16 protein-coding genes are annotated in these 14713 nt (G+C 28.5%); all 16 read right to left on the bottom strand.

Going from position 1 to position 14713, the window contains the following annotated elements:
* Positions 1–91 precede the first annotated feature (91 nt).
* Positions 92–331, bottom strand: coding sequence for a YneF family protein (locus EXC51_RS03980; protein WP_129620623.1), 240 nt, complete (start codon positions 329–331; stop codon positions 92–94).
* 65 nt (positions 332–396) lie between these two features.
* Positions 397–1476, bottom strand: coding sequence for a M42 family metallopeptidase (locus EXC51_RS03975; protein ID WP_129620622.1), 1080 nt, complete (start codon positions 1474–1476; stop codon positions 397–399).
* A gap of 8 nt (positions 1477–1484) precedes the next feature.
* Positions 1485–2522 carry a hypothetical protein gene (locus tag EXC51_RS03970; protein ID WP_129620621.1) on the bottom strand — a complete coding sequence of 346 codons (1038 nt, stop codon included), beginning with the start codon at positions 2520–2522 and terminating at the stop codon, positions 1485–1487.
* Positions 2497–3222 (bottom strand): pseudouridine synthase, encoded by a 726-nt coding sequence (locus tag EXC51_RS03965; RefSeq protein WP_129620677.1) that lies wholly within the window; start codon positions 3220–3222, stop codon positions 2497–2499. Before EXC51_RS03965 ends, EXC51_RS03970 begins: the two co-directional genes overlap by 26 nt.
* 8 nt (positions 3223–3230) lie before the next feature.
* The gene (locus EXC51_RS03960; protein WP_129620620.1) at positions 3231–4331 is read right to left on the bottom strand and encodes a nicotinate-nucleotide adenylyltransferase; all 1101 of its coding nucleotides are present in this window, start codon (positions 4329–4331) and stop codon (positions 3231–3233) included.
* A 5-nt stretch (positions 4332–4336) separates the two neighbouring features.
* Positions 4337–5605 carry a Y-family DNA polymerase gene (locus EXC51_RS03955; RefSeq protein WP_129620619.1) on the bottom strand — a complete coding sequence of 423 codons (1269 nt, stop codon included), beginning with the start codon at positions 5603–5605 and terminating at the stop codon, positions 4337–4339.
* Entirely contained in the window at positions 5592–5993 is a 402-nt protein-coding gene (locus EXC51_RS03950; RefSeq protein ID WP_223211661.1) for an iron-sulfur cluster assembly scaffold protein, read from the bottom strand. Before EXC51_RS03950 ends, EXC51_RS03955 begins: the two co-directional genes overlap by 14 nt.
* Entirely contained in the window at positions 5983–7143 is a 1161-nt protein-coding gene (locus tag EXC51_RS03945; protein ID WP_129620617.1) for an aminotransferase class V-fold PLP-dependent enzyme, read from the bottom strand. The genes EXC51_RS03950 and EXC51_RS03945 overlap by 11 nt, the downstream gene beginning before the upstream one ends.
* Before the next feature lie 2 nt (positions 7144–7145).
* Positions 7146–7634, bottom strand: coding sequence for a hypothetical protein (locus EXC51_RS03940; RefSeq protein ID WP_129620616.1), 489 nt, complete (start codon positions 7632–7634; stop codon positions 7146–7148).
* Positions 7615–8085, bottom strand: coding sequence for a transcription antitermination protein NusB (locus tag EXC51_RS03935; protein ID WP_129620615.1), 471 nt, complete (start codon positions 8083–8085; stop codon positions 7615–7617). The genes EXC51_RS03940 and EXC51_RS03935 overlap by 20 nt, the downstream gene beginning before the upstream one ends.
* Before the next feature lie 246 nt (positions 8086–8331).
* The gene (locus EXC51_RS03930) at positions 8332–9807 is read right to left on the bottom strand and encodes a cell division protein FtsZ (RefSeq protein ID WP_129620614.1); all 1476 of its coding nucleotides are present in this window, start codon (positions 9805–9807) and stop codon (positions 8332–8334) included.
* Between the two features lie 137 nt (positions 9808–9944).
* On the bottom strand, positions 9945–10847 hold the full coding sequence (gene rsmH / locus EXC51_RS03925) for a 16S rRNA (cytosine(1402)-N(4))-methyltransferase RsmH (RefSeq protein WP_129620613.1): 903 nt from the start codon (positions 10845–10847) through the stop codon (positions 9945–9947).
* Positions 10848–10861: 14 nt separating this feature from the next.
* Positions 10862–11287 (bottom strand): division/cell wall cluster transcriptional repressor MraZ, encoded by a 426-nt coding sequence (locus EXC51_RS03920; RefSeq protein WP_129620612.1) that lies wholly within the window; start codon positions 11285–11287, stop codon positions 10862–10864.
* A gap of 251 nt (positions 11288–11538) precedes the next feature.
* Positions 11539–13299, bottom strand: coding sequence for a hypothetical protein (locus EXC51_RS03915; RefSeq protein WP_129620611.1), 1761 nt, complete (start codon positions 13297–13299; stop codon positions 11539–11541).
* 164 nt (positions 13300–13463) lie between these two features.
* On the bottom strand, positions 13464–13793 hold the full coding sequence (locus tag EXC51_RS03910; protein ID WP_129620610.1) for a hypothetical protein: 330 nt from the start codon (positions 13791–13793) through the stop codon (positions 13464–13466).
* An 82-nt stretch (positions 13794–13875) separates the two neighbouring features.
* The gene (locus tag EXC51_RS03905) at positions 13876–14625 is read right to left on the bottom strand and encodes a hypothetical protein (protein WP_129620609.1); all 750 of its coding nucleotides are present in this window, start codon (positions 14623–14625) and stop codon (positions 13876–13878) included.
* Positions 14626–14713: the final 88 nt, after the last annotated feature.

Below are 14713 nucleotides of genomic sequence, written 5' to 3'. Positions count from 1 at the left end.
TTTTGCTCTGTTTTTTCATAAACGTCATCTTTCTCTTAATTTCATAATTTTCCTTTATTAAAAGTAAAAAGCACAATTTACTGTGCTTTAATTAATCTTTTGCATTTTGCATTGAACGCATAACTTGTCTAATTTGGCTTTCGCTTGCTTTACGTCCCATTTGTTGGAACATTACACGAATCATTTTCTCTGAAATAGGTGGGTTTTCTTTAAGTTGCTTTTGGAACATTCTACGTACAAGGAAAAATGTTAATAAACCCGCAGCAACCGCAACCCCGATGATTACAAAAACAAGCATAAGCACAAAACTTGATGTTGCCATTCCAATCATTGTGACCTCCTTAAAATTTTAATATTAAATTGAAGTAATTTATTAAAACAAAAAACTATCTATTTTTAATTATATTTAATTTTATCATATTCTGAAGTGTTGAAATCTTCTAAAAATTTAACAAGTAAATCTTTAGCTGCAAGTAAATCACTAATTGCACATACTCCAATTGGACTGTGAAGGTATCTTTGTGGAAGTGAAATTGTAATAGTTGCTGCTCCACCTTTTGAATATTGAAGCTGTGCTGCATCAGTTCCACCACCAGCTGCTACAAATTTATAAGCATCAATGTTGTATTTTTTAGATGTATTGACAAAGAAATTAACTAATTTCGGATCCATCATAGTTCCACCATCATGCACTCTTAAAGCAGCTCCTTTAAATAAAGCGGTTGTACCTGGAATAGTCCCTATTGTATCGTGGCTAGAAGTTGTATCTAAAGCAATAGCTACATCAGGATTTACCACACTTACAGATGTTTTAGCACCTCTGGTACCTACTTCTTCTTGCACTGTTCATACTAAATATAAATTTACATCTAATTCTTTGTTTGCCATTTCTTTAGCAATAAATTCTAAAACAGTCACTCCAGCACGGTTATCCATTGATTTTCCACCTACTAAATTAGGATCCTTAAAGTGAATTGTTTCTCCTGAAAGATACACTCTATCACCAATTTCAACACCATTATCTAAAGCATCTTGTTTATTTTTAAACCCAAAATCTGCATAGATTTCTTTATTTGTAATTGCTTTTGATACTTTTTCAGCTTCCATAATGTGAATTGATGTATGTCCAAATACACCATCGAATTTTTCACCAGCATTATTAATTAAAGTGGCTTTGGTACCAACTACTACTGTAGGTCAAATTCCACCAACTGGCGTAAGAAGTAATTGTCCTTTATCATCAATCATTCTTACTAAATAACCAACTTCATCCATATGCGCAGCAATCATAACTTTAGGTGCATTAGGATTTTTTGATGGTTTATGCAAAATAAGTGAACCCATTTTATCTCTTGAAATTTCATAATTTAATGAACCAAGTTCTTTTTTAATTTCATCAACTACAGGTTCTTCATAACGGCTCATTCCATAAATTTCTAAGTACTTAATTAAACGATTTTTAAATTCTTGTTGCATGATTCTCCTTAATTTTTTCAACTTTGGTATAAGTCTTTAATTTCTTTAAATTTATCATTGAATTTAACTAAATCTGAATTTTCATTAAAGCTATTTAAGATTTTTTCATATGGATACTTATTCCCAAATTGACTTGTGACTGAATTTACACTTTCTAAAAATTGGCTATAAAGATCTTCGATATTTACAATTAATTTATGGAATTCAGCATTGTTTTGAAGTTCTGAATTTTTTAAATAATCAATAAACTCTTTAATTTTTTGATTTGCAACAGAATCATTTTGAGCAACAACAGTAGCTCATTCTTTAATAATGTTTCCAATTGCTTCTTTATGAGCAATAACTTTATTTTCACCACTAGCATCAACTTGAATTTTTTCAGCTAGAGCAGCATAATCAATTTCACGAAGTTCTTTATCATATCAAAAACTATTATAGCTATCTAAAAGATCTTGGACACTTTTATTTGTAAAAAGATCGTCAAATTCACGATCAAAAACTAATTCAGAATTACCTTCAATAAATATTCTGTCATAATATTCCCTATATTTATTACTTGTCCCTGGAGCACCTTCAAAAGAACGTTGGTTTTTTAAAGCTTCAAAATGGGAGTTAATTTGACTAAATCTATTGTAAGCATCAATATAAGTTTTAATAACATTTTCACTTAGGTCAGTTTCAGTAAAAAACCTTTGAAGAATTTGCTCTTTACCTTCAAATTCTTCATCATTAATTTTTGTATGAACTTTTTGTAACGCTTTAGATAAATCAGTAACTTTTTCCATTATATTTTTGTAATAAAAACCAAAATTTTTAGGTGAAGTTAAGCTGCCATTATCATATTTATCATCTCAGAAGTTTTTAAAGCTTTCATAATAACTTTTTAATGATGCAATCTCTTTTTTTCAAGTAGCTTCTCTTTGTTTATCTTCTGTGCTGAGTTTTTTTTCAAAAGAACCACAAGAAGCTGCAAGAGCTACTGGAGCAAAAAATGCTGCTGAAGTTAAAACTAAGAAAAGTTTATTTTTTCTGATTCAATTCTTCATCTTTTTTCTCCAATAATGTGCGAATAAATTTCAATTCTTTTAATTTTAATCTTCGATAAGCTCCAACTGGAAGTCCTTCGATTGTAAGCCCTGCAAATTCAATTCTTTTTAAATTTAAAACAGTTCGATCAACTAATTTAAAAAGTTCTTTAACATGGTGATAAGTTCCTACAGTCAAAATAACAAAGTAACTTTTATTATCAGCAACAAGCACATCTTGCTTGCTTTCTTTTCCATTAATTTGGACAGGTGTGTTTAAATACTTAAGTTCTTTAGGTGTTAGTGGTGAATTTAATCTAGCTCTATAAACACGTGGGATTTGGTATTTTGGATGAATTAATTTGTTTGCCATTTCTCCATCATTAGTCAAAAGTAAAACACCAGTTGTATCATAGTCAAGACGACCTACTGGGAAAATTTTATAAGGAGTATCAATTAAATCAGTAACGATAGTGCGATTAAAATTGTCCTTAAGGGTGCACACTGTTTTAGGTGGTTTGTTAAGTAAAAAGTACACTTTTTCTTCTTCTTGAATTGGTTTTCCATTCACTAAAATTTCATCTTTAAAACTTGCTTTATCCCCAAGTTTTGCTACTTTTCCATTAACAACAACTTTTCCTTTTTTAATTAATTCTTCTGACTCTCTTCTTGAAGCAATCCCTGCTTGTGAAAGAATCTTTTGCAATCTTTCTTGTTCTATAAATCCCATTATTTATCCTCTATTCCTAAGTATTTATCGTAAATTTGTTTAGCTCGCTTGTCAAATACTACACCTTTTTGAATGTTAAAATCATAAGTTAATTTTACTACTTCTTTAAAACCAGCTTCAAAATCTTTAAACACAAGTTCTCTAATTTTTTGAATCCCGGGAGCTTTTCTTCCATGACAAATTTTATCCGCAATAAAAAGCACTTTATCTAAGTTAGAAAGTTCATTTTCAGTTTCATCATCCATTGTAGTATGGACTTTAATAGCGTGTAAAATAGCTTCGTTTTCTAGTAAATAATACTCTTTAGCCCACAAATATCCGCAAATTTGATGAAGCTTATGAGAAGCAATTCCATTATATTCAGGAGCGTAAGCATTAATAAAATCTCTAGAAGCTTCTTCACTTCATTCTTTAGCAACATCGTGCATAATTCCAGCAAGGTAAGCATCTTTAGCACTTAAATTGATTGTTTTAGCTAAATTAGCAGCAAAATCAGCGCAATATAAGCTGTGCTTTGCTCTTAAAGCTGAAAGAGAATTATGAATAATTTCTTCAATGTAAAGACCTTTAGATTGAATGTATGTTTGAACCTGATCTTCAACCATATTTAAGTATCCTTTTTTGTAATGGGTTGAAGAATATTCAAAAATTGGATTATCTAAAATTTGCAATTTGTATTTTTTAGCATTGAGTTTGTTAAACTTCTTGCTTCTTTTAAATACCACCATATTTACGTTAGCAACAATTTCATCAATATGCTCTCATTTGTGTAATTTAGGTAAATTATCACTACCTATTAAAAAGTAAAGTTGATCATCTTTATAAAGATTTTTAAAGTATCTAATGGTTTCAAAAGTATAGCTCACCCCACCTTTTTTAACTTCAAAATCACTCACTTCCATCCCTGGTTCTAATATTAAATTAATCATATTGATTTTATCTTGACCTGAAACTGATTTGCCCTTTTGTTTAAAAGGCGAAATTGACGTTGGGATAAAAATCATTTTATCTAATCCAAGCTTTTTCATTGCATAACGAGCTATTTTAATGTGCCCTTTATGAATCGGGTTAAAGCTTCCTCCAAAAAGTCCTATTTTCATATTTCCTACTTTCTAAAAATTCTTCCACTATGTGAGAATTTATTATTTTCGCTATCACTATCATTTTGAAGTTGCAATTCTTTTGCAGTCATTAATTTTTTATTACCTAATTTACGATTAATTTGGTTTATTAAAGATGAAACATTGCTTGATTGGTTAGTTTTTTTAAGCGTGCTATTTTTGTCAAATAAATTAAGGTTTTCTTCTAAATCAAAAACACTGATAAGTCCAGTAACTCTAATTCCAATTCCTATAATTTTTGTTCCTTCAAAATTTTCAGTATATAAATTTCAAGCTATTTGGAAAATTTTATCATCACTATCAATATAAAAACCTAATTTTATTTGCTTGGTTTTTCATTTATTTGAATCTCTTAAGCGAACTACTAAGACAATTACACTACTAATAAGGAGCTTGCTTTTTAAACGATTTGCAATATTTAAACTAATATTTTGTAAGTGCTTACGAATTTCAATAATGTTTGTTTTATCATATTTTTCAAAAGTTATTTCTTTACCAATACTTTTTTCTTCTTCAAAGTCATTGCTAATTGTATCTGTTATCTTTGGATCTAAATTTTCAAAGATTTTAATTATGTTAATTCCGAAAATATTTTTAAGCTCCAGGCTTTCTTTAGAAAAGTTCATCAAATCACCAATTTTTTCAATCCCTAACTTTTTAAGCTTAATCACGCTAGCTTTTCCTATTCCATGATACTCTTTAATTGGAAGATTAAAAAACTGGTCTTTGTAGTTATTTTCGTCTGTATAGCCAATTCCAAAAGGTTTAGAAATGTTTGTAGTCATTTTTGCAAAGAACTTGCTATGCGAAATTCCAATAGTGATTGGAATTTTAAAAAGTTTCATAATTTGAGATTGAATTTTGAAAGCAAGTTCTTTTGCTTGCTGCTCATTTGAAACTAAATGAGAAACTTCAAGGTAACATTCATCAATTGAAGCTACAAGCAATTTTTCAGAATATTTATCTCCAAGGTAGTTAAAAATTTTGTTTGACAAAGTGTTAAAAAAATCAAACCTTGGCTCTTCAACTACTACATTTGGAACTTTCTTTTTAATATCAACAACTTTATCAGTTGTTTTAACACCTAAAGCTTTTAATTCATAGCTTACTGACACCGAAATAGCATTAGGACGATTATAAGCAATGGCAACTGGTTTGTCATTTAAAAATGGCTTTAAAACTCTTACAGCACTTACAAAATATGAGTCAAAATCAATATGAAAAATGACTGGTTTATTACTAAAGTTTTTCAAGGTTTTTTGGTGTTAATAAAGCACAAGCAACTCTATTTAAATGAGTTTTTACGTTAAAGAAAACTCATAAATCTCCAAGAGATGTCACTTGCTCTTCTGTAAGGTTTTCTTGATTAATAAATTGATCAAAAAGTGCATAAAGCTCTTTAATTTGGCTTCTTGTTTTATTTTTTACAAGGTTTAAAAATATCTCAGTTGCTGAGAGAAACACAGAGCACCCTTTAGCTGTATAATCATAATCAACTAAAACATCGTTTTCAAATTTAGCATAAAGAAAAATGTCATCACTACATGTTTCACTTACAAAGTGAAACACATTTTTGTGTTCTTTAGCTTTTTTGTAATTTGACATAATAATTTCACGGGCATCGTTTGGATTAAAACGCATAAAAATCACCTCCATTTGCGATTGCTTCAACTAATTTATCAATATCTTCATAATTATTATAAATACCTAAAGAAATTCTTAAATATGAATAAGAATCTTTGATATTTCTTAAATACGGAGCACAGAAAATACCTGCAATTGTGTATATTTCTTTAGTTCCAAGATATGTAGCTACATCTTGTGCATTAACATCTTTAACGTTAATTAAAGCAATAAAATCACCTGGTTTAGAAAAAAGTGCTACATTTTTAAGTTCAGATAATTTCTTATGCAAGTAGTTGCTTAAATCAGTTAAAATTACTTGAGTTTGCTCATATCCTACTGAATTAAAGAATTCTAAAGATTTTTCAAACATAAAAAATCCAGCAATATCAGGAGTTCCTGGCTCAAAGAAGTTAGCTCCATTACGAGCAATTCAAATTCCATTTTTTTGGATTGCGCTAACTGATCCTCCCCCGAATTTAGCAGGTTTTAGGTTTTTAAGCAAGTTTGATTTAACCGCTAAAACACCCATTCCAGTAGGTCCATAAAACTTGTTTGTGCTAAAAACGATCACATCAAAAACTTCTAAAGATACTTTTTGATGTGAAATCGATTGAGCAGCATCACAAAATAAAATAACTCCATCTTGCTTAGTTTTACTTACTAATAAATCTAAATCATAATCGATATTAAAATTATTGGTTTCATGGCTAATTGAGACTAATTTAGGCTTATACTTGTCATAATCATCAATTAAATTTTCAGAAATAATAATTTGTGTCCCGCTTCTTTTTCCAAGTTCAAGCCATGGGATAATATTTGAAGAGTGATTATAAGCACTAACTAAAATCACATCGCCTTTGCCAACTTGCTCTTGGTACATATAGCAAAAAAGGTTAATTGACTCAGTTGTTCCACTAGTAAAAATAATCTCTTCGGTTTGTCCATCAAGTAAATTAGCTACCATTTTTCTTACCTTAATGATTGTTTGATTAACTAAATTACCCCTTGATGTATCAGCAGTTCTTGAAGAAATGCTGATATTTTGATAAAAATTAGTCATTGCATCAATAGCAACTTGCGGTTTTAAAACTAGTGCTGCACTATCAAAATAAGTGATTTGATTTGCAACCGGAAAGCTTTTACGAATTTTAGTATTGTCAATCATCTTTATTTTATCTTTCTTAAAATTAATATAATTTTTTGATTATCAAAAAATGGATAAGTTCGAATTTGATCTAAAAAATTGTAATAATAAGATCTTTTTAAATTATTTGTAGGAATAACATTTTGAGTTTTATTGCTATATGGCTGCATTTTAAAAAATGGTAATTTAATTTGTTTTTTAAAAGCACGATAAGTAAGCTCGTAAAAAACATAAAATAAAAAATTATCTACAAGGCTTAAATATTGATCTTCCTTGATAATTATGAACGTTTTTCTAAAATCGATCACAAATTCGTTAATTGATGGTCATTTATTTTTTGAGAAAAAATCATTAATGTTGTCTTTAAAATCAAAATCAATAACACCAAATGATTTAAAGATGTTAAGACAATAAATAATCTTTCTTTTTCACATCAAAAAATAAATTTTGTATTTAAAACGTCTAAGGGCAGTTGCAATCCGGCTTGTAATTTTACTTGTGAATTTCTTCATTTTCAGCTTGATCCATTTTAATTGCATCAACTTCTAATTTAACTAAAAGTTTGTAGTAATTTTCGAGAATAGCATTAACGAATTTGTAAAGCTTGGCAGCTTTTGAATTAGGTTCATCTTTGTCATTTCCTAAAAATAACTTAGTAATATTAACAGCTTCATTAATCACGATTTTAGGTTGAATTGAGAACATTTCAGCTGCTGCATTAATTAAAATCGCTCTTACAAGAGGACTTACTCTTTCTCATTGTCAGTTTGTATTGAAAAGCTTAATTAAAGTTGATTTTAAAAATTGATAATTATTAGCAATTTTTTGTAAAAGTTGAATTTGACACTGGTCTAATTCTGAGTGATTTTCAAAAATTTGCTCAATATTTAAACTTCTTTCTAAAAGTTCATGTTGATAAATCACATTAATAACTTCAATTCTCGATTGGGTTCTTGTTTTCATTTATTACTCCTTAATAATATTATTTCAATTATATATTAATTTAAATTAATATATAAAATAACAAGGTTGATAAAGCTAGAAAATAGCAAATTTTTGAATGGTATAGCTTTATTAATTTATTTTAAATTGTTTTATTAATTTTTGTATAAAAAAAGCAAGCTAGGCTTGCTAAAAATTAGTTAAATACTTCTTTTGAGTTTGATTAATTTAACTTTGGTTATTATATTCTTCTAAGACATCGAATTATTAATAATTATTGTTAAATCAATCTTCATCATCATTTTCTTCATCAAATTTTTCTGGTTTGTCTCATTTATCTTGGGAATCATCATCCACATTTAAGATTCCGTTAATTTCTTTGGTTTCTGATAAATCGCTTTCAATTTCAGGTCCTTGAACAAGATTTTCTTCCTCTGGAAAACTAATGACATCTTCGTCTTGACTTGAATATCCGACAAATCCTTGTTCTTCTTCGCTAAATTCTTCTGTAAAATCATCATCGTCATCACCATCTGTAAATTGATCAAGGTGTTTAAGAGATTGTTCTAATTTTCCTTCAACATCAACGCTTTCTTCTTCAAGAATGAACTCTCCTGTATCTGGTTGTTCATTAACGTCGATATAAATTGGGCTTGGACTTTGATAATTATTTTGTGAGCTTACTGACAAAGAATATGGGTCTTTGGCAACGTTTTCGCTTGATGTTGCTGTAGCAATAATTGAAACTTTAAATAATTCGGTTTTATCTTGTGTTTCAACTTTTTGTTGACCAACAATACATTCAAATGGGTTGTTTTCCGCTTTTGGGTCGGTTCCAAATTTTTCATAAACACGGTTAACCGCATCACGAATTTCTGCTTGTGTGGTTTTTGAATCATGGGTAATGTTAATTAAAACTCTATTTGCATTAGTAATATCGTTTTCATATAAACATTGTTCGAAAGCTTTATCTACAGCTTTTTTAGCACGATCTGTTCCGTTACCTTTTCCAATACCAACAGCTGTTAATCCACCGTTAGATAAAATTCTTTTTACATCAGCAAAGTCAATGTTAATTGTACCTGTATTATAAAGAGCATCATTAATAGCTAAAATAATGTTTTTAAGTGAAACATTGGCCATTTTGAAAAGGTCTTCAGCAGGTACTGATGAGAATTTTTCAATAAGTTTTTCGTTTGAAACAACGATATAAGCATCTACTTTTTCTTTAAGTTCATTAAGACCAGCTTTTGCTACTCTCATTTTTCTTGTACCTTCGTAAATAAAAGGTGTTGTAACAACAGCAATTGTTAAAGCTCCAAGTTTTCTTGCAGCATCCGCAATAACTGGTGATGCACCTGTTCCGGTTCCACCTCCAAGACTAGCTGCAATTATAATAACATCAGCTTTATCTAGCTTTGTTGTGATATCTTCAAGAGATTCAAGTGCTGCATTTCTCCCAACTTCTGGGTTACTTCCCGCACCTAATCCTCTTTTATCTTTACCAAGATGAATTTTATTATTACAGTTAACTTTATGTAAGGCTCCAAAGTCAGTATTTGCAACTAAAAATTCTACATTAGGGAAGTTTTCATTAATTGTCATTCCAACAGCGTTGTTACCTCCACCACCTACACCGATTACTTTAAGTGATAATTTATTTGCATCAACTTTGTTGAAATTTTTCATTTTATTGTTCATATTATTTGATTGTCTATCAAATGAACGATTTTCGAAATTCATATTTTACTCCCTTCCCTAATTTTTGGTTTATTTTCATTACTTGATTTCGTTACTTATTTTTATTGTTTATTTTAAAAAACCTATATTTTTATGTGTTATTTGTTCTACTAGTTAAAATAATTAAATGCGCTTTTTAACTAAAATAATCTTCGAACGATGCGTAATTTAGCACTACGTGAACGTTTGTTTTCTTCTAATTCAACCTTTGAAGGCTTTATTTGTTTAATAAAGTACTTATCTTGTATCATGATAGGCATCTTTGAAGGAATATCATTACGAGAAATATTGGCATAAAAGTTTTTAACAATTTTATCCTCGATAGAATGAAACGTAATGATTGCTAGTGTAGCTTGAGTTTTGAGAAGACTCAATGCATCATTAAGCATTTGTTTTAATGATTCAAGTTCATTGTTTACTTCGATTCTTATAGCTTGAAAAACTGCTTTAGCTGGATTTTTGGCACGTAGCATTTTTGCTGGGTAACAACTTTTAATAATTTCAACTAGTTCCATTGTAGTTTCAATTGGTCGTGAATCACAAATGGCTTTCGCAACTCGGTAAGCGAGCTTTACATCAGCGTAATTAATTAGGATTTTTTCCAATTGGGTTAATTCGTAACCATTTACAACTTCATATGCTGAAAATTCTTGCGTTTGATCCATTCGCATATCTAATCGTGCGTCTTTATTGTAGCTAAATCCTCTTTCTGAATTATCAACTTGTGGTGATGAAATTCCTAAATCAGCAATTATTCCGTCAACTTGGTATATATTTCTTTTCGCTAATTCTGATTTTATTTCTTTGAAATCACTTTTAATTAGCTCATATCTATCTGAGACTTTTGATAATCTTATTCCTGCTTGTTCCAAAGCGAATTCATCTTTATCAAAAGCATAAAGTTTACCCGTTGTTAATCTTTTTAAAATTTGCTCTGAGTGTCCACCCATTCCTAAGGTAAGATCCACGTAAATTCCATCTGGTTTTATATTTAATGCATCAATGGATTCATTAAGTAAAACGGAGTAATGTTCATTTTTCATAAATTAATTACCCCTTATTGTTGAGATAGCAATTGTGCTATATTAGATAATTCATCATTTGAGATTGAAGATTCGTGTTCTTCAAGAACTTCTTTTGATCAAAGTTCAACTATTGAACCTGTCCCGATAAAGACAACTTCTTTTTTGAGAGCTAACGAGTCAATAATGTGTTTTGGTAATGAAATTCTACCTTGCTTATCAAGTTCGATTTCGAAAGTATTCCCCAAAATAAATCTTTTTAAAATTCTGACGTTTTTGTCAAATTCAGATTTACCATTTAAAATGTTAATGTATTGATTAAACACATCTTGACTTCTGATTTCGACGTTTTTATCTAAACCGATTGTTAAATAAAATTTTTCGCCTAATTCTTCTTTAAATGGTGATGGCAATACAACACGGTATTTATCGTCAAGATTTCTATTGTGTCTACCAAACATACCACTTCCTCCCACTCTCTACCAAAATTTTACAATATAAAAGATGCCTTATTAATAAATAAAATTTATTTTTTTTCAAATGTGGAAATTTTCCATACAAAAAAATCAACTTTCTGGAGGCTTAAAATTGCTTAATTTTCCTAAAAAATAACCCTTATTATTAATAATAAAAACACACAGCAAAATTGGAATGAAATTCACAATTATTGCTGTGTGTTTTAACTTATTTTATTTATATACATAAATAAGAATTATTTGGTTCTAGTTAAAAATTCTCTCATATCAATTCATTCTTTAGGAGCTGGGAATGAACCTGATGCAACAAAAAATTCATAGACACTATTCATCTGTTTAGTGTTTGCTTTTTTTGCTTCATCAGGTGTAGCATAATGAATATCACGCTTAACAATATCAAAAGTGTTAGAAAGTGGGAAGTTTTTAATATCCACAAAACTTTTCACCTGTTCATCATTTCATTTTAGAGCTTCTTTTAAGAAAGTTATTGTTGAAAGAATAACAGTTGTAGTTCCTTGAATACCATAAAGGTGAGTTTTTGATTCTCCATTTTCAGTAAATAAAATTGATTTATTATTTTTAATTTGCTCATAATCAACTGTAAGCATATTCTCTCAAGCTATGCTTGAATTTAAAAGAATTGCTTTATTTGATAAATCACCAAGTAAGAAATTAATATATTCTTTTGATTCATTTTGGTCATACACTGGGTGCAATTTGAAAAAATAATTGTATTCAGATACTGGATAAAGTTCTTCTATTTTTGCAAAAAATGACTTAATTTCATTAAGAGCATATTCTTGAGTTGCAAATCTTCACTCGCCAGTTTTTTCATTTTTTCTAAAAAGTGATGAACCCATAAAAATTAAATTCTTTTTATTAGGGTCATAAACTTCTTTTCCTTGAATTACAAAATCTAAGAAAGATTTTTGATAAAGGTTATTTAATTTTAAGTAATCCTCAACAATATTATTATTTTGCAAGTTTAAATATTCATTAATTGTGTTTGGATTTAAAGGGTATTGGTGGATTTTTAATTGAGCTCAATCAAGACCACGATTTCTTAATTCCTCATTAAAAGGTTCAATATATGAATTATTTAGGTTGAAAATCTTAATTTTTTCATCTAAAGTGTAAAAGAAATGATAATTAATATCTATCTGAACACCAGGGCTAGCTTTATGTTTGTTTCAATAATCAAGAAGCTGCTCTTTAGTGTAATGAACTTTCTGATTTTTAGCTCATTTTATGTAATTGTCACGAATAAATTTATACGGTTGAGCATTACCATCACTTAAAAGTGTAATTTTGTTAGCGTGCTTAATAATTCAACTTCTTACTTCATCATTCATACCAACAAATGAAATATCCGGAATATAAAAATCAAATAATTTAACTCCTTGGGATAAATATGGAGCTAAGTATCTAACAAGTTCGTTAAGAGTTCTAGGAAAAATGCTATAAGCATTGTTGCTGCTTGAAACAAATTTTGTGTTACCTAAAATTCCAATTTCACCATTTTCAAGATTTAAAGTTTTATTTTTTCCAAAAACATCACCAAATTTGTTAAATAAGTAATCAAAATTGAATCTTGAATTGTTTGTATTTGCATAATCAAAGACTTTTTCGTCAATTAGATAAATTGCATCATTGTATTTATCTAAGCCTTTTTTAGTTAAATTTAACTGAGTTAAAAGCTGCATAAAGCTGGTAATAAATACCTGCGAAGCATTTCTGGCAAGAAAAACACTTGGATAATCATTTTGTACTGATTCAAGTGTGTCTTTAAAAAATTCATAGTAAGGCATATCTTCAGTTGCTTTTAAAGTTCTTGCTACATCAAGTGAAAGTACTTGTGAATTTTTCATGCTATCATAATTGTATTTTATTTCGCTGTTTGCACTACAATCACCACATGAAAAAGCTCCAAATGCAGAAAGAGAGCTGATTGTAAGTAGTGAAATATTTCTCAATCTTCTTATTATTTTTTTATCCATATTTTTCATTATATAATTCTTTTTTTTTTTTTTTTGTTGAGAGTGTAGGTATATTGCTCTAAATTACGGAAATATTTACACATTAATTGTCATAAATTTTATAAGCTAGTTTAACCTTAAAAATCAAATAAAAAATGTAAAGCTTATCGCTCTACATTTTATTTTTATTTTACATCTTCGTCTTTGACTAAAAGTTTTACCAAAGCAAGTCCAAGTACAGAAACTGCAGTGAGAACCGCAGAAACAATAGCAAATATTTGTGCTGTATTTAATCTTGATTCTAATAATGGAATTTCTTTAATAAGAAGTCCTGTTTGAGAAACTTGTGTATATCCATCTTCAATTAATCTAAGGTATTCAATTTCTGATGAATAGAATCTTAAGTGGTTAATAAGGAAAATTAATCACGCAGCAAAAGAAATAACAAATGCTCCTAAGAAAATTATTGAAAGGATTTTAAAAATTTTCATTAAATTGTTTTTATTCATTGTCATTTTTTGTTCTCCTATATATTTTAAATTGTGAATTTTTTAAAATTTTTATACCAAAATAAGTTTAACACTAAAAAATGTAATTTTATCAAAAAACTTTTGGTCTAGCTAGTTCAAAAAGTTCTTCAGCTGTGCTGGTTCCGTTATTTTTTATCCTATTTTTAAGGGTTTTAAATAAATCAAGTTTGCTTTTTAAATCATTATAAATTTTAGGTTTAAGATCTTCATTTTGAGTATTTTTTCATTCAAAATTTTTTGTTTTTCAGAACTTAAGAAGATTTTGTTTATAGCCATTGTAATAATAGTTATAACTATTATTAAGCGCATTAACAATCTTTTGAATTTCTACTTGTTGTGCTTCGGTTCATTTATTTTTATCATCATTTAGTTGCTTTTGAACTGATACAAAAATTTCCTCTACTTCATCATTATTTGGTAATGATAAGAATTTGTAAGCTTTGATTGCATCTATTTGCGCTTTTTCAGAAGCATAACTAGAAGTTGGAAGATAATTTCCAGAATCATTTTTTTCTTTAATTGTTTTAGCAAGTTGCAATAAAGCTTTAATTCATGCTCTAAGTTTAACTCGAGTTTCGTCTTTGATATTTGCGTTATTTTTGACTCCATCAATTGCTTGCTCAATTGAATTTAAATAATGTTCCATTGATCAAATTAAATAATCATATTTATTATTTTTATTAGTGTTTTTAACTTCTTCAAGCAAATTTTTAAATTCTTTTTTAGTTCCATCAAGAGTAAATGAGCAAGAAATAAAAGTGCTTAATGGAAGTGAAATGCTAACTAGTGCACCTAGGTTTAAAAATAATTTTTTCATATCTATAAATAATTATAGAATAATAAAAATTAATTCTAAAAAATCTTAATTTTTATATGGTGATTTTTTAGAAGTCATTTTTGAACTT

Source organism: Mycoplasmopsis gallinacea (assembly GCF_900660495.1).
In the GTDB taxonomy this organism is placed as follows: domain Bacteria; phylum Bacillota_I; class Bacilli_A; order Mycoplasmatales; family Metamycoplasmataceae; genus Mycoplasmopsis; species Mycoplasmopsis gallinacea.
The sequence above is the reverse complement of the archived record's forward strand: the minus strand, read 5'-3'. Positions and strand labels throughout refer to the sequence as shown.